The sequence below is a fragment of the Paraburkholderia sp. MM5496-R1 genome (assembly GCF_050436205.1).
Classification (GTDB): Bacteria; Pseudomonadota; Gammaproteobacteria; order Burkholderiales; family Burkholderiaceae; genus Paraburkholderia; species Paraburkholderia tuberum.
Genome location: NZ_JBNDLT010000003.1, coordinates 1,329,974 through 1,350,000 on the forward strand (window position 1 = coordinate 1,329,974; position 20,027 = coordinate 1,350,000).

Below are 20,027 nucleotides of genomic sequence, written 5' to 3' on the forward strand. Positions count from 1 at the left end.
GTGCGAAGAAAAAATAGAAAGCATGCTCAGCCAGCGGTTTTGGTCTTCGGGCCCACGCGCTCCTGGTATTCGCGCGGCGTGCAGCCGAGTTCGCGGCGAAATACCGCGTACATGTATTGCAGCGACGTGAAGCCGCAACGGATCGCGACTTCCGCGCTCGACGCATCGCGTTTCGCGAGCAGCGACTTCGCGACGTCGAGCTTGTGGCGCAGGATCTCCTGATGCACGGTGCACTGACGTTCGCGCCGGAAATACTCTTCGAGCGACGAACGCGACACGCCCACATAGTCGGCCACCTGCTCGGTGCGGATGCCCTGGCACGCGTACTGGCGAATGAAATGGCGGGCGCGCATCACGTAAGGACTCGCGAGCGGCTGATGCCGCGTCGATTCGAGCACGTTGATGCCGACCGGCGGCACCAGAATGCGGCGCCCCGGAAAGCGCGCGCCGTGCAGCATCTGATGCAGGATGTGCGCGGCGGTACGGCCCATTTCCTCGGTGCCCTGGATCACCGACGACAGCGGAATGCGCGTCAGCGTCCGCGTGAGCGGATCGTTGTCGATGCCGATGATCGCGACTTCCTCGGGCACCGGAATGCCCGCGATCAGACATGCCTGCAGCAAATGCCGCGCACGCGCGTCGGTCACCGCGATGATGCCGACCGGCTTCGGCAGTTGCCGCAGCCACGTGGTCAGCTGTTCGATGGCCTGGTTCCAGGACGGCGCGCTCGTCGACAGACCGCGATAGATCTCGCTATCGATCTGCGCCGCGCTGCGTCCGTCCGCGCTGCGCAGATGCGCGAAGGCGAGTTCGCGCTGTTGCGCCCAACGGTTTTCCTGCGCCTGCGGCAGGCTGTACAGCGCGAAGTTTTCGAGGCCCGCGCCGATCAGGTGCGTGTACGCGAGCGACACGAGCTTGCTGTTGTCGGTCGCGATATAGGGTAAATCCGGGGGGTACTGCGTCGGATCCTCGTACGACGAACCGACCGCGACCACCGGCAGTGGACAGTCGCGCAGGGCTTCGTCGACGGCGGGATCGTCGAAGTCCGCGATGATGCCGTCGCCGTCGAAGCGCTGGATACCCGCGAGCCGGCAGCGGAAGTCTTCTTCGAGGAAGAGATCCCATGCGACGCGCGTCGACAGCAGGTAGTTGCCGATGCCGGTGATGATCTCGCGATCGTAGACCTTGTTCGCGTTGAACAGCAGCGCGATGCGATGGGTTGTCTGAGGTGCTTGTGGACGGGTCATGGCGGTGAGCGGCGGGTGGCTCGATGGACCACGCGCCTTTGTCTCCATTGTGTCGGGTGCCTGGGAGCAGCCCCGTTTTTAAGCGTCTGGTTATTCTAGGCGCCGAATCGCGCGGCGGCAGTAAACAAACGCGCGGGCGGTAAGAAACATCAAGCGCGCTGCGCAATTTCGCAATTGCCGGCACATCGTGCAAGCGGCAGCATGGCGTCACTTTGTCGGCCTGCGCGGCTTCTCGCGTGGGTTGCAATGCACCATACATTGGAGACGCCGATGTCCTACTTCGAACACATTCCAGAGATCCGTTACGAAGGCCCGCAATCGGACAACCCGCTCGCGTACCGTCACTACGACAAAACGAGGAAGGTACTCGGCAAGACGCTCGAGGAACATCTGCGTATCGCCGTCTGCTACTGGCATACCTTCGTATGGCCCGGCGTCGATATCTTCGGTCAGGGCGCGTTCCGGCGGCCGTGGCAGCAACCCGGCGACGCAATGGAGCGGGCGCAGCAAAAGGCCGACGCCGCGTTCGAATTCTTCTCGAAGCTCGGCACGCCGTACTACACGTTCCACGATACCGACGTCGCGCCCGAAGGCGCGAGCGTGAAGGAATACAGCGAGAACTTCCTGCGCGTGTCCGACTACCTCGCGCGCAAGCAGCAGGATACCGGTGTCAAATTGCTGTGGGGCACCGCGAATCTGTTTTCGCATCCGCGTTACGCGGCCGGCGCCGCGACCAATCCGAATCCGGAGGTATTCGCCTTTGCGGCGACCCAGGTGCGTCATGCGCTCGACGCGACGCTGCGCCTCGGCGGCGAAAACTATGTGTTGTGGGGTGGCCGCGAAGGCTACGACACGCTGCTGAACACCGACCTCGTGCGCGAGCGCGAGCAGTTCGCGCGCTTCCTGCACATGGTCGTCGAACACAAGCACCGGATCGGTTTCAAGGGTGCGCTGCTGATCGAGCCGAAGCCGCAGGAGCCGACCAAGCATCAATACGACTACGACGTCGCGACCGTGCACGGCTTTCTGCTGCAGCACGGCCTCGACAAGGAGATTCGCGTCAACATCGAGGCGAATCACGCGACGCTCGCGGGGCACTCGTTCCATCACGAGATTGCGACCGCATTTGCGCTCGGCATCTTCGGTAGCGTCGATGCGAATCGCGGCGATCCGCAAAATGGCTGGGACACCGACCAATTTCCCAACAGCGTCGAGGAACTCACGCTGGCCTTATACGAAATCCTGCGCCACGGCGGCTTCACGAGCGGCGGCATGAACTTCGATGCGAAAGTGCGGCGCCAGAGTGTCGATGCGGAAGACCTGTTTTATGGCCACGTCGGCGCGATCGACAACCTCGCGCTAGGCCTCGAACGCGCCGCGGTGCTGGTCGAAAACGAGCGCCTCGAGCAGTTCAAGCGGCAACGCTACGCGGGCTGGGATGGCGAGTTCGGCCGCAAGATCCTGTCCGGCGGGTATTCGCTGTCGACGCTCGCCGCGGACACGCTGGCGCGCGATCTGAATCCGCGGCATGTGAGCGGGCAGCAGGAACACATGGAAAACATCGTAAATCAGGCGATTTATAGCGGACGTTGAATAAAGATCGCGCGGCCACGTCGACCGCGCGCACCAGCAAGCTGTGGGTTGTCGCTTGTCCGAGTCTGCGGCTCGCAGCGCAGACCGATATGTCCGGTATTCCGGCTATCACTACACAAAAAGGAGACATCAATGAAATTTGCAATGCGTCGTAACGTCCTGAGTTCGCTGTTGTGCGGCGCGGTACTCGCCAGCCTGTCGCTCGCCGCGCCGCTCGCGCACGCCAGCAAGGCTCATCCGGAAATCGGCTTCTGTATCGACGATCTGCGCGTCGAGCGCTGGTCGCGCGATCGCGACTATTTCGTCGCCGCGGCGGAAAAGCTCGGCGCGAAGGTGTCGGTGCAATCGGCCGATGCGAGCGAAGAGCGCCAGATCTCGCAGATCGAAAACCTGATCTCGCGCGGCGTCGACGTGATTGTGATCGTGCCGTTCAACTCGAAGACGCTCGGCAACGTCGTGGCCGAAGCACGCAAAGCGGGCATCAAGGTCGTGTCGTATGACCGCCTGATTCTCGACGCCGATATCGACGCCTATATCTCGTTCGACAACGAGAAGGTCGGCGAGATGCAGGCGCAGGGCGTCTATGACGTGCGGCCGAAGGGCAACTACTTCCTGCTCGGCGGCGCGCCGACCGACAACAATGCGAAGATGCTGCGCCAAGGCCAACTGAAGGTGCTGCAACCGGCGATCGACAAGGGTGACATCAAGGTGGTCGGCCAGCAGTGGGTGCCGGAGTGGAGCGCATCGACCGCGCTGCGCATCATGGAAGACGCGCTGACCGCGAACAACAACAAGATCGACGCAGTCGTCGCGTCGAACGACGGCACCGCGGGCGGCGCGATCCAGGCGCTCGCCGCGCAGGGCCTCGCCGGAAAGGTACCGATCTCGGGTCAGGATGCCGACCTCGCTGCCGTGAAGCGCGTGGCGGCCGGCACGCAGACGATGACGGTCTACAAGCCGCTGAAGCTGATCGCGAGCGAAGCGGCGAAGCTGTCGGTCGCGCTTGCCAGGGGTGACAAGCCGGCGTTCAACGCGCAATACGACAACGGCAAGAAGAAGGTCGATACGGTGCTGCTGCAGCCGACCAGGTTGACCAAGGCGAACCTCGACACCGTCGTGAAGGACGGCTTCTACACGCAAGAGCAACTCGCGAGCAAATAACACAGAGACGGGCTATGTGAACGCCACGCTCCCGGGTCATCGCGCCCGGGAGCGTGATCGAACATTGGCCCAACTTGCAGCGAGGCATAGCGAATGACCCAACCTGTTCTGACGATGCGCGGCATCGTCAAAGCTTTTTCCGGCGTGAAGGCGCTCGACGGCATCGATCTGACCGTATCGCCGGGCGAATGCGTGGGCCTGTGCGGCGAAAACGGCGCGGGCAAATCGACGCTGATGAAGGTGCTGTCCGGCGTGTATCCGCACGGTACCTGGGATGGCGAAATAACCTGGGAAGGCGAGACGCTAAAGGCCGCGAGCGTACGCGACACCGAACGCGCGGGCATCATCATCATCCATCAGGAACTGATGCTCGTGCCGGAGTTGTCGGTCGCGGAAAACATCTTTCTCGGCAACGAAATCACGCTGCCCGGCGGCCGCATGAACTACGCGGCGATGTATCAGCGTGCCGACGAACTGTTGCGCGAACTCGGCATCAGCGGCATCAACGCCGCGCAGCCCGTAATGAACTACGGGGGCGGCCATCAGCAACTGATCGAAATCGCGAAGGCGCTGAACAAGCGCGCAAAGCTGCTGATCCTCGACGAACCGTCGTCGTCGCTGACCGCCTCCGAAATCGCGATTCTGCTCGATATCGTGCGCGATCTGAAGCGGCGCGGCATTGCCTGCGTGTACATCTCGCACAAGCTCGACGAAGTCGCGGCCGTCTGCGACACGATCAGCGTGATTCGCGACGGCCGCCATGTCGCGACCGAGCCGATGCACGCCCTGACGACCGAGCGGATCATCTCGCTGATGGTCGGCCGAGAGATCAAGAACCTGTTTCCGCGCGAGCCGCATCCGATCGGCGACGTGATCTTCGAAGCGCGCAACGTGACCTGTTTCGACGTGACGAATCCGCGCCGCAAGCGCGTGGACGACGTGTCGTTCTCGTTGCGGCGCGGCGAAATTCTCGGTGTCGCCGGGCTCGTCGGCGCGGGCCGCACCGAACTGATGCAGGCGGTTTTCGGCGCGTATGTAGGCATCAGCGAGGCGCACGTCGTGCTCGACGGCAAGCCGCTGAAAATTCGCGCGCCAATCGACGCGATTCGCGCCGGCATCGCGATGGTGCCCGAGGATCGCAAACGCCACGGCATCGTGCCGGGCATGAGCGTCGGTCATAACATCACGCTTGCGGTGTTGCAGCGTTTCGCGACGGGCGGACGTATCGATTCCGCGGCCGAACTCGACACGATTCAGACGGAAATGAAGCGGCTTTCCGTGCGCGCCGCCAATCCGATGTTATCGATTGCAAGTCTGTCGGGCGGCAATCAGCAGAAGGCCGTGCTCACGCGCATGCTGCTGACCAACCCGACCGTGCTGATTCTCGACGAACCGACACGCGGCGTCGACGTCGGCGCCAAATACGAGATCTACAAGCTGATCTTCCAGCTGGCGCAGCGCGGCATGTCGATCGTGATGGTGTCGTCCGAATTGCCGGAAGTGCTCGGCATCAGCGACCGAGTGCTCGTGATCGGCGAAGGCGAGTTGCGAGGCGATTTCATCAACGACGGTCTCACGCAGGAAGACATTCTCGGCGCCGCGATCCGCCCCGTGCATCTATCTTCGAACCCAACCGCAGCGAGTGCCGCATGACTCCCGAAGTAACTTCCCAACGCACCGACAACGCTGTGCCGCGAGGCGCATTCGGCGGCACGCAACGGATCCAGCAACTGTTCGCGCGCTACAAGATTCTCGCGCTGCTGATCGCCGTCGCCGTGATCTGGATTTTCTTTTCGGCGCTCACGCACGGCGCGTTCGTCACGCCGCGCAATCTGTCGAATCTGCTGCGGCAGATGTCGATTACCGGCATGCTCGCGTGCGGCATGGTGTTCGTGATCATCGCCGGTGAAATCGATCTGTCGGTCGGTTCGCTGCTCGGTTTGCTAGGCGGCGTTGCGGCGATTCTCGACGTGAACCGGCACTGGCCGATCGGCGTGACGCTTCCGGTCGTGTTGCTGCTCGGCATCGCGGTCGGCGTGTTCAACGGCTGGTGGTCGACGTATCGGCGCGTGCCGTCGTTTATCGTCGGGCTCGGCGGCATGCTCGCGTATCGCGGCATTCTGCTCGGCATTACCGGAGGGTCGACGATCGCGCCGGTGTCGGACAGCTTCGTGTTCGTCGGCCAGGGCTACCTGCCGCGGCTCGCCGGCGACACGCTCGCCGTCGTGCTGTTCCTGCTGCTGGCATTCCTGACGATCCGCCAGCGCGCGAATCGGCAGCGTTATCAGTTGCGCGTCGTGCCGTTCTGGCAGGACGTCGCGAAGGTGATCGGCGCAGGCGCGATTCTCGCCGGCTTCATCGCGATGCTCGACAGTTACGGCGGCATTCCGGTGCCGGTGTTGCTGCTGCTCGCGCTGCTCGGCGTCTTCACATGGATCGCGACGCAGACCGTGTTCGGACGCCGCATCTACGCGGTCGGCTCGAACCTCGAAGCGACGCGGCTGTCGGGTGTCAACACCGACCGCGTGAAGCTCGCGATCTTCGCGCTGATGGGGCTGATGTGCGCGTTTGCCGGCATCGTCAACACGGCGCGGCTCGCGGCCGGTTCGCCGTCGGCGGGCTCGATGGGCGAACTCGACGCGATCGCCGCGTGCTTTATCGGCGGCACCTCGATGCGCGGCGGCTCCGGCACCGTGTATGGCGCGCTGATCGGCGCGCTCGTCATGGCGAGCCTCGACAACGGCATGTCCATGCTCGACGTCGACGCGTACTGGCAGATGATCGTGAAGGGCGGCATCCTCGTGCTGGCCGTGTGGATCGACGTGGTGTCGGGTTCGAACCGCCGTTGATCCGGTCGCATGATCGCCTGATTGAATCAAGCGCAAGGTTCGCGGTGTGCTGGCGGTGACTTACGCCGGCACACCGCCGCCTCTGCGCGGTCGCAGTTAATGAAACACCCCACGACTTTCCCCCGCCGCTTTCAGTCCCCGCCTTCCCACGCCGTACGGCCGCTCGAGGTTCACGCGCGCATTTAAGTCTCACGCTCGCCGATTCGTCTTATTACTATTCGCAGACAAAGACGGGTGCATTGGCGCTGTCGCCGTTTTCCTACCATCGAGCCAGCCGAGCGAGCCATGCCATGTTGACGCGCAGAACCTTTCTGCTTGGCGGCGCCAGTGCGTTGGGCGGGCTGCTGGTCGGCTGGGCCGTGGTGCCGCCGCGCCAGCGCCTGATGACGTCGACGCCGCTGCCGACGCAAGGCACTGAGGTTGGGCTGAACGGCTGGGTCAAGATCGACGCCGACAACCGCGTGACGATCATCGTGCCGAAGGCCGAAATGGGGCAGGGCATCCATACGGGGCTTGCGATGCTGCTCGCCGAGGAGCTCGACGCCGACTGGCCGCAGGTGAAAGTCGAAGAGGCGCCGATCGACCGGATCTACAACGCGGTGCAGAGCATCGTCGACGATCTGCCGTTTCGCCCCGACGACGACAGCTACATCCGCCGCGGCACCGTGTGGATCACGAGCAAGGCAGTGCGTGAGATCGGCACGATGATGACGGGCGGCTCCTCGAGTATGAACGATCTCTGGACGCCGATGCGCGAGGCCGGCGCGTCGGCGCGCGTGATGCTGATCGCGGCGGCGGCCGAGCGCTGGGAGGTGCCGGTCCGCGAATGCCGCGCGGAAAAGGGCTACGTGCTGCACCCTTGGGGGCACAAGGCGACGTTCGGCGAATTGTCGTCGATGGCCGCGCGCCAGCCGCTGCCGCGCAGCGTCGTCCTGAAGCAGCCGGCCGACTTCAGGCTGATCGGCCAGCCCGTGCGGCGCATCGAAGCCGCTTCGAAAATCGACGGTGCGGCGCGCTTCGGCATCGACGTGTTGCCCGACGGTTTGGTCTATGCAAGCGTCGTGATGTGTCCGACGCTCGGCGGCACGGTCGCGCATTTCGACGCGACGCCCGCGCAAAAGATACGGGGCTTCATCAAGGCGTTCGCCGTGCCGCCGTACGCGGGCGGCACCGGCGGCGTGGCCGTGATCGCGGACAACGCGTTTCGCGCGATGAGCGCGGTCGAGGCGATCAACGTGACCTGGCATGACGGCGCGGCCGCGAAGGTGTCGAGCGCGGCGGTGGACTCCCGCCTCGTCGAGGCGCTCGACCATACGGACGGCCACGTGTATTACCACGTCGGCAACGTCGACAACGCGATGAGTCGCGCGGCGCGCACGATCGAAGCGGTCTATCACGCGCCGTATCTCGCGCATGGCGCGGTCGAGCCGCTGAACTGCACGGTGCAGGTCGCGGACGGCGCAGCGACCGTCTGGGTGTCGACGCAGATGCCGCGGCTCGCGCGGCATCATGCGGCGAAAGTGCTCGGCCTCGACGTCGATCTCGTCGATGTACAGACGCAGTTGTTGGGCGGCGCGTTCGGCCGGCGCCTCGAACTCGATTTCGTCGCGCAGGCCGCGGCGATCGCGCGCGAGGCCGATGGCCGTCCGGTGCAAACCATCTGGTCGCGCGCGCAGGACTTCACGCACGACTTCTACCGGCCCGCATGCGCGGCATGGCTTCAGGCCGGCTTCGACGAGCACGGCAAGCTGGTCGCCTGGCACGCGAAGTCGGCGGGTCAGGCGATCGTGCCGGATGCGCTCGCGCGTTACTACGGCGTGCCGCACATCCCGATCGACAAGACCACCTGCGAAGGCGCGTTCGATCAGGCGTACGAGTGGCCGGCCGCGCGCGTGTCGCACAAGATAGTCGAATTGCCGGTGCCGATCGGCTTCTGGCGCTCGGTCGGCCACTCGCATCAGGCCTTCTTCACCGAGAGCTTCACCGACGAAGCCGCCGCCGCGGCCGGCCAGGACCCGATCGTGTTTCGCGCGATGCTGCTCGCGCAGCATCCGCGTCATCTGGCGGTCCTGAAGCGTGTCGAGAAGTTGTCCGACTGGGGGCGTCCGCTAAAACCCGCCGCCGATGGCGCGCCTTGCGCTCGTGGCGTCGCGTTGCACGAGGCGTTCGGCAGCGTGGTCGCGCAGGTCGCGGAGGTGTCGATCGGCGCGAACCGGCAGATTCGCGTGCATCGCGTGGTGTGCGTGATCGATTGCGGTTTGCCGGTGAATCCGAACCTGATCCGGCAGCAGATGGAAGGCGGCATCGTGTTCGGGCTGTCGAGCGCGTTGCAGAACGAGATCACGATCGTCAACGGCCAGGTGCAGCAGAAGAACTTCGTGGACTTTCCGGTCGTGCGGATGAACGGGTGCCCTGCGATCGAGGTCGACATCATGCCGAGCGAGCTGCACCCGCAAGGTGTCGGCGAGCCGGGCGTGCCGCCGATCGCGCCGGCGGTGGGCAATGCGGTGTTCGCACTGACGGGGCAGCGTTTGCGGACGCTGCCGTTGCGGCTTGCATGACGGACGGTGGATGAGCAAAAGCTTGCGGTGTAGCGCGGCGACTCAGGAGGCAAGCATGGCGGTACTGAATATCAACGGACGCAAGGTGAAGGTCGATGCCGATCCGGACATGCCGCTGCTATGGGTGCTGCGCTGCGATCTCGGCATGACCGGCACCAAGTTCGGCTGCGGCGTGGGCATCTGCGGCGCGTGCACGATCAATCTCGACGATGCCGCGTGCTTCGCGTGCCAGACGTTGATGTCGAGCCTGCATACGCAGAAGATCACGACGATCGAGGGTTTGCAGGGACGCGAGGCGCAGGCGCTGAAGGCCGCGTGGATCGAACTCGATGTGGTGCAGTGCGGTTATTGCCAGAGCGCGCAATTGATGGCGGCTTGCGCGTTGCTGAAGCACAAGCCCGATCCGACCGACGCCGACATCGACGAGGCGATGACGCCGGTGGTGTGCCGTTGCGGCACGTATCCGCGGGTACGGGCGGCGATACATCAGGCGGCGGCGAAAGTGCGGAACAGCTAGCCACTCTTTCGGTCCGCCGCCCGCCCAGCTCAATTAGCCAACATTTCGACCACCGCAACCACCGCGGTGAAGATACCGATGCATCCGCCCAACGTGACTACACCCTGCATGAATGGCGACATACGAGACTCCGTAGCGTGAAGTGGTGTCACGTATTTAACCGAAAGTGAAAGCAAAAAGAAAGATTGTCAAAAATAAATCGTAAGACGGCCGATCAAGGCGCTTTCGCAGTTGCGGCCGTCGACGCTCCCGACTTCGCGGACGGCTTGGCCGCGACAGGTGTTGCCTTCAGCTGCGGCCGCGTTTCACCCGGCGTGCTTTGCCCGCCAACTTCCCACCCGCCGCCCAGCGACAGGAACAGATTGACCTGATCGATCGCCACCTGGCCCTCCGCCGCCGCGAGCTGCGACTTCGCGGCCGTCAGCGTGCGCGTCGCGTCGAGATCGGAGATGAACGACTCGCGCCCGGCGCGATATAGCCGATGCGTTTCATCCGCCGATTGCGCCGCCGACTTCAGCGCCGCGCGCAGCGATTCGGCGCGCGCGTAATCGGACGCGTAGGTCGCGAGGTTGGTCTCGGTTTCGCGCAGCGCGGTCAGCACCACGCCGTCGAACTTCGCGAGCGCGACCTGGCTCGACGCTTCGGCTTCGTGGACCCGTTGGCGCGCGCCATTGGCCGGGAAGGTCCAGCTGATCAGCGGACCGAAGGCCCAACGCGCCGTCGGCGAGGTGGGAATGTCTTCCAGAATGCCGGTGAAGCCCGCCGACGCGCCAATGCTGATGCTCGGATAAAGCGCCCCGGTCGCGACGCCGATGCGCGCCGTCGACGCCGCAAGCTGACGCTCGGCTTCGTGCACGTCCGGGCGTCGCCGCAGCAGCCCGGCGCCGTCGCCGATCGGAATCGGCTGGTGGATTTGCGGCAGCCGGTCGCAGGCGAGCACGGCCGGCGGCAATTGCGACGGCGCCTGGGCGAGCAGCATCGCGAGCCGGTATTGTGCGATCTTGCGGCGCGCGGTGTAGCGCGGAATGTCGGCCGTCAGAGTCTCGACCTGAGTCTGGCCGCTCGTGACCGCGGTCTGGTTTCCGCGTCCCGCGTCGCGCAGACGGCGCGACACGTCCACGCGCTCCTTCTGTAGCGCGAGCGATTGCTGCGCGATGCGCAGCTCCTCGGCCGCCGAGCATTGTTCGACGTACGAGCGCACCACGTCCGCGACGACAGTGATGCGCGCGAGGTCGCCCGCGGCTTCCACGGCCTCGGTGTCCGCCGCCGCCGCTTCGACGCCGCGGCGCAGCTTGCCGAACAGGTCGATTTCGTACGAGACGTTGATGCCCATGTCACCCAGGTTGGCGACCGGCAGTTTCTCGAAGAGCAGGTATTGCTCGGCCGATTCCTGCGCGCGCTGGATCGCCACCGACGCGTTGCCCGAAAAACCGCCCTGCGCTTGCGCTATGCCCAGCGCCTCGCGCGAGCGCGCGAGATTCGCGGTCGCGACGCGCAGGTCGGTATTCGATTTCAACGCCTGGTCGACCAGACCGTTCAGCACCGGATCGTCGTACAGCTTCCACCAGACGGTCGGCAGATTGAGGGTTGACGTCAGCATGGGATCGGCGCCCTCGAGCGCTCCGTTCGCGAGCGGGGCATTGACGAGCGCCTGTTTCGGCAGCGTGTAGTTCGGCCCGACGTTGATGCAGCCGTTCAGCGCGACGGTGAGCGGCAATAACGGCAGCAGCGGCAGCAGCGGCAGCAGCGGCAGCAGCGGCAAGCGCGGCGCCAGCGCGGACAAGGTACGCACGAACTTCATTGCGACGCGCCCGACGGTGCGGTGCCCGACCCAGCGGACCCGGACGCCACCGACGAACCCGGCGCCACCGGCGCAGCCGAAGCGGCGACCGTGCCAGATGCGCCATCCGTGCCCGACACGGCTCGTCTCCTGAGCGGCGACAGGTCACGCACCGACACCGTCGCGGTACGCCCCGCGATCAGGCGGAAATCAGCGGGCACTTCATCGAGCGCGACCCGCACCGGAATGCGCTGCGCGAGCCGCACCCAGCTGAACGCCGGGTTCACGTTCGGCAGCAGATTGGCGCTTTGCGTGCGGTCGCGGTCTTCGATACCGGCGACGATGCTCTGCACGTGCCCGCGCAGCGGCTTCGGCTCGCCCATTACGATGATGTCGACCGGCTGGCCGATGTCGATGCCGCGCAGCTTGGTTTCCTCGAAGTAGCCGTCGACGCGGAACGAATGCATGTCGACCACCGCGACCACCGCGCGGCCGGCCGCGACGAATTCGCCGGCGCGCGGCGCGCGGTCGTTCAGATAACCGTCGACCGGGCTTTTGATCGTCGAGCGCTCGAGGTTCAGCTTCGCGGTGTCGATCGCGACGTTCGCGTCGGCAAGCGCGGCTTCGCCCGCCTCGACGCGCGAGCGGCTTTCTTCGAGTACTTCGGCGGCGACGAGATTGCCGAGCTGACGATTGCGCGCGTATTCGCGGCGGGCCTGATCGAGCGTCGCGCGGCGCTGCTGCGCCGTTGCCTCGGCCTGACGCAATGCGAGCGTGTAGCGCGCCTGATCGATCCTGAACAGCACCTGGCCCTGCTTGACTTGCTGGTTGTCCATGACCTCGACCGACGAAATCAGTCCCGACACGTCGGGCGCGACCTGGATCACGTCGGCGCGTACGCGCCCGTCGCGGGTCCACGGCGCGAACATGTAGTAGTTGACGAGTTTCCACAGCACCAATGCTGCGACCACTACGACGATCAGGGTCAGCAGGATCTGACCGACGGAGAACCAGGTTTTTTTCACGTTATTAGTCTGTGCGAAACGACGACGACAAGGCCCAGCACCAGCACATAGACGCCGAGATCGAAGATGGAGCGATGCCAGACGAAGCGGTAAAAGCCGGTGTAATCGAGCGCGGTGCGAATGCCGAGGTTGATCAGATACGCGATCAACATCAGCACCAGCACGGACGGTACGAACACGCCGAAGATATCGATTTCACCGATCATCGCGGGAACTGGGAAAAGGGAGGGCGGGGTGCGAAGGCGGGCGCAAGCGGGCGCAAGCAGGGGCGCAAGAATGGGTGCATCACGCGGCGGCCTCCGGTTCGGTCGGCGTTGGTTTCGTGAGGGTCGCCGGAAACAGCGAAAGACGCAAGCCGACCAGCGCGTGCAGCGCATCGCGCAACTGACGCGCCGAGGTCTGCGAGGTCTCGGTCGGCGCCGCGGCATTGGCGAGCCCCTGCGCGGTGACGCGCGCGACGGCCACGTCGATCAACGACATCAGGCTGTCCGGCACCGGCTCGCGGTGGCGTCGATCGATGCAGCTCTCGTAGTATGTACGCACTCCATCGAGAACATGGTCGATCGCGCCGGCCGCTTCGCCGCCGAGCTTGCGTGTGAGGCGGCGCAGGTCCAGCGCATTGAACCCGATGCGCAGATCGCGGAAGCTCTCGATCGACGGATGGCGGTAGTCGTCGGTTGCAGCGAGGCGCGGGATCAATTGCATCAGCCGGTCGAGCATGCGCGCGGCGAGATTGCGCGGGTCTTCGATCGGCCGCGTCGACGCGCTCAGCGCGACGTCGGCCCAGCTCGAGCGCAACAGGCGCGCCGCGGCCAGCTCGGCGCCGAATGGGCGCGTCGCACGGGTCCACAAGTATGCATAGAGCAGGCCGGAGAGGCCCGCGAGGTTGGCGTTCAGGAACGTCAGGAAGTTCGCGTCGTACGCGTCCTGAATGCTGATGAAGGTGGCCGTGTTCACCGCGACCAGCACCGTCACCATGTTGAACTGCGGGCGCGGAATCAGCGTGCCGACCAGAATGAACGGCGCGGCGAACAGGATCACCAGCATCGGGAAGTCGTGCACCTGCGGCAGCACGACGAACAGATAGAGGCCCGCGGCCACCACGGCGACGCCAGTCGCGAGGAAGAAGCGGAACACGAACGGCGCGGGTTCGTCGAGCGCGGCGAAGAAGCAGCAGGCGACCGCCGCGAGCGTGACCGCGCTCGCGCCGTCGTTCCAGCCCGAGCCGATCCACAGCGCGCACGCGAGCACCACAGCCGCGGCCGCCGACACGGTCGCGAACAGCATCATGCCGCGATCGTAGAAGCGCTCGGTGCCGCCGAGTCGCCAGTGACGGAAATGCGGCCGCCACGAACCTTCCTCGCGCGTGATGATGATGCGCAGCGAGCGGCAGTCTTGCCACACGTCGATCACTTGCGCGAGGCGCCATAGTGCATTCGACAGCAGCGCGCCGTCCCAATGCGTGAGCGCGGCGGCGGGCGGGTGCATCGCGGCGATGCGCGCGCGCAGCGCGTTGGCGGTCTCGTCCGCGTGATAACCCTCGCTCGGCGCGGGCAGCGGTTGGTTGAACCACTTGATGACGTCGTCGATCAGCGTCTGAAGTCCTTCGGGCCAGTGTTGCGGGCCGTTGTTGTAGAGCGCGAGCAGCGGATCGGCGAGCGACGACATGATCGGCAGCAGCAGTTGCATGCGGCCACGTAGTTCATGCGCGCGCGCGAGGACGTCGGGCCGCGTGTGATCGTAGGCGAGCTGGCTCAGCAGCAGTTCGAGACCGTTGATCGTGCTCGCGAGTCGTTGCCGGGCACCGGAAATCGCCGAGCTTGCGATACGGCCCGACAGCGTTTCGGTCGCGTAGAACGCGGCGTCGCGAAACCATGCGTCGGTGCGCTCGATGATCGTCGGCGCGAGCCGGCTCGGAAACACCGCGCTGCCGACGATACTCGCGCACACGATGCCGAGAATGATCTCCTCGGTCCGGCTCACGGCGAGATCGAAGACGCCGGTCGGATTCGTCACCGACGGCAGCGCGATGATCGGCATCGTATAGGCCGCCAGCATGAACACGTAGCTGCGCGCGGTGCGGTCGGACACCGCGAGGTAGAGCATCGTGCCGATCCACGCCGCGACGACCACGCTGAACAGGTACGGCGATTCGACGAACGGCGGCACCAGCAGCACCGCGCCCGACGCGCCGAGCGCAGTGCCCAGCGCACGATAGATCGCTTTCGAGCGGGTCGCGCCGACGAACGGGTTCGACACGATGTAGACGGTCGCCATCGCCCAGTACGGCCGCGGCAGTTCGAACGCGAGGCCGATGTAAAGCGCGAGCATGGCCGCGGCGAACGTTTTGACGGAAAACAGCCAGTCGCGGAGAGTGGGATAGACCATGAACCGTTACGCGGAATCGGCGTTGTGCGGCGCGGTGGCTCGCGCGCCGCTCTTGGTGGACTTGCGCGCCTTGGCGGTGCCGCGTGATTTGCCGGCCGTTTTGGCAGCGCTTTTGCCGCTCGTCCGTTTGACCTTGCTGGCAAGCGCCTCGCCTTTGGCGGGCTCGCGCTTCGCCGACGAGGTGCGCTTCGTCGCCTCGTGCCTGACCGATTCCGGGCGCACCGGCTGCGCGCGTTCGTGACGCGTGTCGCGCTCGACGCTTCCCGGTTCGGCGCGTCCGGCGGCATCGGCCGTGAATGCGCCGAGCACGCGCAGGGCGGCTTCGAGATCGTCGCGCGATACGCCTTTGAGCGCCTGCGCGCGCAACGTGACCAGCTCCTCTTCCATCTTCGCGGTGACGGCGCGGCCTTCGTCGGTCAGTACGACGGTCTTCGCGCGGCGGTCTTCGGGATCTTCGTCGCGGCGCATCAGGCCGGCCGCGCACAACTGGTCGAGCAGCCGCACGAGGGACGGCCCCTCGATGCCGATGTGATCGGCGAGCGTGACCTGACGCACCGCCGAGCCGAGCCGGCTCGCGGTCAGAAGCGGCGTCGCGCACGCTTCGGATACGTTGAAGGCCGCGAGCACACCGTGACTCGTGCGCCGCCACTTTCTGGCGGCGACGACCAGCGTGCTGCTGACGGTGCGGCGCAGGGCATCGAGATTCGACATGGCCGGTATTGTATTTCCAAAATATTCGTTAGCAAACTATTGAATTGGAAATCGTGGCCGAACCGGAGGAGTCTGCGGCGCGAATGCGACAGCGGCATTAAATCGGTGGCCAGGAGGTGGGGGCTTACAGAATCGTCGGGTGTGCGGTGCGCCGCGATTCAATGGGCATTTTGATGCAAGTGGTCTACTTGATTCACTTGAGCTTGATTCACGCGAGCAGCCCGATCCGCACCGTGCGCGCCAGATCGTCGAGCTGAAACGGCTTGCGCAGGATCGTGCAATGCTTGACTGCGAGATCGGCAATGTCGACGTCCGCATAACCGGTCGCCAGGACCACCGGTAGATCGGCACGAAGCTTGCGCGCCGCGGCGATCACGTCGATGCCGTTCATGCCCGGCATCGCGAAGTCGACCATCAGCAGATCGGGATGATCGTCGACGAGGCGGTCAAGGCCGGCCTGGCCGTCGGCGGCCTCGGTCACCGTGTAGCCGAGCATGCGCAACGATTCAACGAGCATCGCGCGCACTTCGCTGTCGTCCTCGACCACGAGCACGCGCTTGTCGCCGACCGCGTTCGCTTCCGCATCGGACTCCGCTTCGCTGTGCGCGGCCACTCGCTCGCGCATCGGCAGCCAAATCTGCACCGTGGTGCCGGTACCTTCTTCGCTGAAGATGCGCGCGGCGCCGCCCGCCTGCCTCGCGATGCCATACACCTGGCTCAGGCCTAGCCCCGTGCCCTTGCCGATCGGCTTGGTCGTGAAGAACGGATCGAACACGCGCGACACGACGTCGGGAGGAATGCCCTCACCCGTGTCGGCGACTTCGATCACGACGTAGCGGCCATGCTTCAGCGTCTGGTCGGGCGCGTCGCGCAGGGTCACGTGGATGTCGAGGCGCCCGCCGGCCGGCATCGCGTCGCGCGCGTTGATCGCTAGATTGAGCACCGCGAGCTCGAGCTGATTTGCGTCGGCCTGGGTCCACATTTCGGTGCGCTCGAAGTCGTTGTCATAGCGGATGCTCGAGCCGAGCGACACAGCGATGATGTCGCGCATGCCCTGCAGCAGCGCGACCACGTCGATCGCTTTCAGATTCGGGTTGCTGTTGCGCGAGAAAGTCAGCAACTGGCCAGTCAGTTTCGCGCCGCGCTCGGTCGCGCGCTTGACGGTGGCCGCCATGCCGCGCAGGCGTTCGTCGCCGCTCACACGCGCGATCAGTTCCGCGTTGACCATGATCACGTTCAGCAGATTGTTGAAGTCGTGCGCGATGCCGCCGGTCAGCTGACCGAGCGCCTCCATCTTCTGCGATTGCACGAGCACGGCCTGAACCTTCGCGCGTTCGTGGATCTCGGCCATCAGCCGGTCGTTGGCTGACGCAAGTTCGTGCGTGCGCGCGGCGATGCGGCTTTCCAGCGAATCGTTCAGCTGCTCCAGCGCGTCCTGTGCCTCGATGCGCTCGGCAAGCAGCCTTCGCGATTCATATTGCCGTCCGCGGGCCCGCAACGACGACACGACCGCGCGCCGCAACGTTTCCGAATTGAGCGGACGTTCGAGCACCACTACGTTGCCGAGCCGTTCGAGCACTTCGAGCCCGCGCGCGGATCGATGGCCGATGCTGCGGGCGGCGAGCAGGATGAACGGGAAGTCGGACCATGCGGGCTGCCGTTCGAGCCACGCATAGAGGCTCGAGCCGTGGCCGTTCGCGACCGCTTCCTCGGTGAGCAGCGCGGTGCCCGCGCCGACGTCGAGCTCGGTGGTGAGCGCGTCGGCGTCGTCGCAGGTCACGCAGGCGCGTGCGTCATTGTGCAGAACGGCGGTGATCACTTCGGCGTCGCGGCCGAACGGTGCGAGGATGAGGACACGCTGCTCCATCGCTCACTGTCCTGACATATCGATCAGATGGTTCGTCGCGCCGAGCATCGCGGTGCTGCCGCGATACAAGGGCAGGCCCGACAGCACGCCCTCGAAGTCGCGCAGCGCTTCGCCGACCTCGACGCCTTCGGTGCCGAGGCGGAACTGGCGGATCGTGCGTTCATGATCGTTCGCGCGGCTCTTGACGGCGGTTATTGCCTTCAGCACTTCGCCGTGGTGCTCGAAATAGCGGAACAGCACGACCACGTCGCTCAGATAACTGACGTCGACCTCGGTCTGCACTTCGCCGATGATGCCGTGCTGCCCGAGCACGAGCATCGTGACCACGCCCTGCTGATTCAGATAGCCGAGCAATTCGTGCATGTGCAGCAGCAGGTAGCGCTCGCCGGGCATTGCCTGCAGATAGGCGTTCAGGCTGTCGACCGCGACATAGCGCACGTGCTCGTTTTCGACCGCGTTGCGCACGTCGCTCGACAGCTCGCCCGGCGAGATTTCCGCGGGATCGATCTGGCGCAGCATCAGCAGACCGCTTTCGACGTGCGGCGCGAGATCCATGCCGAGCGTCGCGCAGCGTGTGACCAGCGTGCTGAGCGTTTCGTCGAATACGTAGTACGCGCAACGCTCGCCGCGTTCGAGTGCGGCAAGCAGGCACGACACGACGGTGGTGGTTTTGCCGACCCCCGACGGGCCGATGATCAGCGAATTGGTGCCGGGGACGAGGCCACCGCCGAGCAGCGCGTCGAGGCCGGGCGTGCCGGTGCTCATCGGGCTCGTGCCGAATGCGCTGTGATGCTCGGCGGCGACCAGACGCGGATAGACGCGCAGACCGCCGGTGTTCAGCGTGAAGTCGTGATAGCCCTCGCGGAACTTGATGCCGCGCATCTTCGCGATGCGCAGACGGCGGCGATTGCCGCCGTAATCATGAGCGACGTTTTCGAGGCTGATCACGCCGTGCACGATGCTGTGAAGCTGAATGCCGGAGGCGCTGGCCGACGTGTCGTCGAGCAGCAGCACCGTGCATTCGCGCGTCGCGAAATGGTGCTTGAGCGCGAGAATCTGCCGACGGTAGCGCAATGGGTTCTCCGCCAGCAGACGCAGTTCGGACAGGCTGTCCAGGACGACGCGCGCCGGCTTCAGTTTGTCGACGTGCTCGATTACGTTGCGCACGCTTTCGCCGAGTTCGACTTCGGCCGGGTGCAGCACGGTCTGTTCGTATTGCGGTTCGAGCCCTTCTTCGGGCAGTTGCTCCAGTATCGTGAAACGGCTCAGATCCCAGCCATGGCTCGCGCCGATCGCGAGCAGTTCAGCACGGGTTTCGGACAGCGCGATATAAAGGCCGGTCTGCCCTTCGTGCAGGCCCTTGAGTAAGAATTGCAACGCGAGGGTGGTCTTACCCGTGCCTGGTACACCCTCCACGAGGTACATGCGGTTCGGCGTAAGGCCACCGCCGAGGATGTCGTCGATGCCTTCGATGCCCGACGATATGCGGGCGGGGGTAGGGGCGGCGGTAGTGGTCGACATGATGGTTGAAATGACGTCGGCAGTGGCTTTGATCGAAACGGGCGCGATGTCGCGGCCGGTATGGCGCTACGCAATTTGTGTGCCGTCGTGCATTGCCTGCGTGCTCGGGCCTCGCGCGCATGGGCATGAAGCGTGCTATTAAAGGTGGCTCGCTGCGAGTTTTTCTTCAGCAGCACTTTGGAAGCTTCACGCACACCATGAAAACCTATCGACTTTCGGCTATCGCGCTTACCGCGGCATCGCTCGTTGCGCTGCTGCCGGTCAGTGCATCCGCCGACGATAGCCCCAGACCTTGCGGTGCGCTCAAACGGATCGTGGCCGCGGCGCCGGACGGCTTCGCCTCGCTGACACCCGACGACGGCAAAGGCGTTGCGCAACCTTATGGCGATGATGCGCAATGTTCGGCCGCGCATCGAAGTTTCCAGTGCACGTGGACGCCGCATCAGGCGGCGGGCTCGAACGCGGATGCATTGGAAGCGGTCGCGGCAGACGTCGCGTCGTGCCTGCCCGATGCAACGCACGATCAGAATTCGCCGGGACGTCAGCACTTTTATCTCGGCGCGAAGGATCGACGCACCGAAATCACGCTGACGCCCGAGGGGTCCAACCGGTTGCGGCTCGTGGTGTCGGGCAGGTAAGCGGCGGTGCCGTTCAGGCGGTGGCGGCCGGGCGCCACGACCAGCCGCGTCGCGAGTGGCGTAATTCGACGACCGACAGCGGCGCGATCTCGATGCGACAGAACACGGTTGGCGATGCGCCGAGGGCGTGCACGATTGCCGCTCGCAGTAGAGTCGCATGGGTGATGGC

Annotated in this window: 16 protein-coding genes (1 of these 16 cut by a window edge); 7 read left to right on the forward strand and 9 right to left on the reverse strand. The window is 65.1% G+C overall.

The genetic code is table 11. The features are described 5' to 3' along the window. Window positions 1-26 precede the first annotated feature (26 nt). On the reverse strand, window positions 27-1,247 hold the full coding sequence (locus OKW38_RS32440; RefSeq protein WP_090808461.1) for a XylR family transcriptional regulator: 1,221 nt from the start codon (window positions 1,245-1,247) through the stop codon (window positions 27-29). Window positions 1,248-1,517: 270 nt separating this feature from the next. On the opposite strand from OKW38_RS32440, the gene xylA reads away from it, so the two are divergent. The 6 genes from xylA to OKW38_RS32470 all read left to right on the forward strand — a co-directional run bounded on the left by xylA (window position 1,518) and on the right by OKW38_RS32470 (window position 9,928). Beyond that, a complete protein-coding gene (xylA, locus tag OKW38_RS32445) occupies window positions 1,518-2,840 on the forward strand; it encodes a xylose isomerase (protein ID WP_429333035.1) in 1,323 nt (440 codons plus the stop codon). A gap of 132 nt (window positions 2,841-2,972) precedes the next feature. After that, window positions 2,973-4,001: a D-xylose ABC transporter substrate-binding protein gene (gene xylF, locus OKW38_RS32450; protein ID WP_090808463.1), complete on the forward strand. Its 1,029-nt coding sequence runs from the start codon at window positions 2,973-2,975 to the stop codon at window positions 3,999-4,001. A gap of 93 nt (window positions 4,002-4,094) precedes the next feature. Then, window positions 4,095-5,654 carry a D-xylose ABC transporter ATP-binding protein gene (xylG, locus tag OKW38_RS32455; RefSeq protein ID WP_429364918.1) on the forward strand — a complete coding sequence of 520 codons (1,560 nt, stop codon included), beginning with the start codon at window positions 4,095-4,097 and terminating at the stop codon, window positions 5,652-5,654. After that, on the forward strand, window positions 5,651-6,850 hold the full coding sequence (locus tag OKW38_RS32460) for a sugar ABC transporter permease (protein WP_429364919.1): 1,200 nt from the start codon (window positions 5,651-5,653) through the stop codon (window positions 6,848-6,850). The genes xylG and OKW38_RS32460 overlap by 4 nt, the downstream gene beginning before the upstream one ends. Window positions 6,851-7,140: 290 nt before the next feature. After that, the gene (locus OKW38_RS32465; RefSeq protein WP_429364920.1) at window positions 7,141-9,411 is read left to right on the forward strand and encodes a molybdopterin cofactor-binding domain-containing protein; all 2,271 of its coding nucleotides are present in this window, start codon (window positions 7,141-7,143) and stop codon (window positions 9,409-9,411) included. Between the two features lie 55 nt (window positions 9,412-9,466). Continuing rightward, window positions 9,467-9,928: a (2Fe-2S)-binding protein gene (locus tag OKW38_RS32470; RefSeq protein ID WP_090808471.1), complete on the forward strand. Its 462-nt coding sequence runs from the start codon at window positions 9,467-9,469 to the stop codon at window positions 9,926-9,928. A gap of 214 nt (window positions 9,929-10,142) precedes the next feature. Here the strand turns inward: OKW38_RS32470 and OKW38_RS32475 are convergent, their stop codons facing one another. The 7 genes from OKW38_RS32475 to OKW38_RS32505 form a co-directional block, all read right to left on the reverse strand. Next, a complete protein-coding gene (locus OKW38_RS32475; RefSeq protein ID WP_429364921.1) occupies window positions 10,143-11,729 on the reverse strand; it encodes an efflux transporter outer membrane subunit in 1,587 nt (528 codons plus the stop codon). Then, a complete protein-coding gene (locus tag OKW38_RS32480; RefSeq protein ID WP_090808475.1) occupies window positions 11,726-12,733 on the reverse strand; it encodes an efflux RND transporter periplasmic adaptor subunit in 1,008 nt (335 codons plus the stop codon). Before OKW38_RS32480 ends, OKW38_RS32475 begins: the two co-directional genes overlap by 4 nt. Further along, entirely contained in the window at window positions 12,730-12,939 is a 210-nt protein-coding gene (locus OKW38_RS32485) for a DUF1656 domain-containing protein (protein ID WP_090808477.1), read from the reverse strand. The genes OKW38_RS32480 and OKW38_RS32485 overlap by 4 nt, the downstream gene beginning before the upstream one ends. A 79-nt stretch (window positions 12,940-13,018) precedes the next feature. Continuing rightward, window positions 13,019-15,121 carry an FUSC family protein gene (locus OKW38_RS32490; protein ID WP_090808479.1) on the reverse strand — a complete coding sequence of 701 codons (2,103 nt, stop codon included), beginning with the start codon at window positions 15,119-15,121 and terminating at the stop codon, window positions 13,019-13,021. Between the two features lie 6 nt (window positions 15,122-15,127). Beyond that, window positions 15,128-15,832: a MarR family winged helix-turn-helix transcriptional regulator gene (locus tag OKW38_RS32495; RefSeq protein ID WP_090808481.1), complete on the reverse strand. Its 705-nt coding sequence runs from the start codon at window positions 15,830-15,832 to the stop codon at window positions 15,128-15,130. A gap of 208 nt (window positions 15,833-16,040) precedes the next feature. Beyond that, window positions 16,041-17,699 carry an ATP-binding protein gene (locus OKW38_RS32500; protein ID WP_090808483.1) on the reverse strand — a complete coding sequence of 553 codons (1,659 nt, stop codon included), beginning with the start codon at window positions 17,697-17,699 and terminating at the stop codon, window positions 16,041-16,043. Between the two features lie 3 nt (window positions 17,700-17,702). After that, window positions 17,703-19,220, reverse strand: coding sequence for an ATPase domain-containing protein (locus OKW38_RS32505; RefSeq protein ID WP_429364922.1), 1,518 nt, complete (start codon window positions 19,218-19,220; stop codon window positions 17,703-17,705). 197 nt (window positions 19,221-19,417) lie between these two features. On the opposite strand from OKW38_RS32505, the gene OKW38_RS32510 reads away from it, so the two are divergent. After that, complete coding sequence (locus OKW38_RS32510; RefSeq protein WP_090808487.1) at window positions 19,418-19,858, forward strand: hypothetical protein; 441 nt, start codon at window positions 19,418-19,420, stop codon at window positions 19,856-19,858. A 13-nt stretch (window positions 19,859-19,871) separates the two neighbouring features. Here the strand turns inward: OKW38_RS32510 and OKW38_RS32515 are convergent, their stop codons facing one another. Beyond that, window positions 19,872-20,027, reverse strand: the 3' end of a protein-coding gene (locus OKW38_RS32515) for a histidine phosphatase family protein (protein WP_429364923.1). It continues 465 nt past the right edge of the window; 156 of the gene's 621 nt are visible here — the last part of the coding sequence; its start codon lies off the right edge, out of view; its stop codon occupies window positions 19,872-19,874.

Bases quoted from the DNA above. Each gene is read 5' to 3' on its own strand.
- OKW38_RS32440 (WP_090808461.1), bottom strand. From the start codon at position 1,247: ATGACCCGTCCACAAGCACCTCAGACAACCCATCGCATCGCGCTGCTG.
- xylA (WP_429333035.1), top strand. From the start codon at position 1,518: ATGTCCTACTTCGAACACATTCCAGAGATCCGTTACGAAGGCCCGCAA.
- xylF (WP_090808463.1), top strand. From the start codon at position 2,973: ATGAAATTTGCAATGCGTCGTAACGTCCTGAGTTCGCTGTTGTGCGGC.
- xylG (WP_429364918.1), top strand. From the start codon at position 4,095: ATGACCCAACCTGTTCTGACGATGCGCGGCATCGTCAAAGCTTTTTCC.
- OKW38_RS32460 (WP_429364919.1), top strand. From the start codon at position 5,651: ATGACTCCCGAAGTAACTTCCCAACGCACCGACAACGCTGTGCCGCGA.
- OKW38_RS32465 (WP_429364920.1), top strand. From the start codon at position 7,141: ATGTTGACGCGCAGAACCTTTCTGCTTGGCGGCGCCAGTGCGTTGGGC.
- OKW38_RS32470 (WP_090808471.1), top strand. From the start codon at position 9,467: ATGGCGGTACTGAATATCAACGGACGCAAGGTGAAGGTCGATGCCGAT.
- OKW38_RS32475 (WP_429364921.1), bottom strand. From the start codon at position 11,729: ATGAAGTTCGTGCGTACCTTGTCCGCGCTGGCGCCGCGCTTGCCGCTG.
- OKW38_RS32485 (WP_090808477.1), bottom strand. From the start codon at position 12,939: ATGATCGGTGAAATCGATATCTTCGGCGTGTTCGTACCGTCCGTGCTG.
- OKW38_RS32490 (WP_090808479.1), bottom strand. From the start codon at position 15,121: ATGGTCTATCCCACTCTCCGCGACTGGCTGTTTTCCGTCAAAACGTTC.
- OKW38_RS32495 (WP_090808481.1), bottom strand. From the start codon at position 15,832: ATGTCGAATCTCGATGCCCTGCGCCGCACCGTCAGCAGCACGCTGGTC.
- OKW38_RS32500 (WP_090808483.1), bottom strand. From the start codon at position 17,699: ATGGAGCAGCGTGTCCTCATCCTCGCACCGTTCGGCCGCGACGCCGAA.
- OKW38_RS32505 (WP_429364922.1), bottom strand. From the start codon at position 19,220: ATGTCGACCACTACCGCCGCCCCTACCCCCGCCCGCATATCGTCGGGC.
- OKW38_RS32510 (WP_090808487.1), top strand. From the start codon at position 19,418: ATGAAAACCTATCGACTTTCGGCTATCGCGCTTACCGCGGCATCGCTC.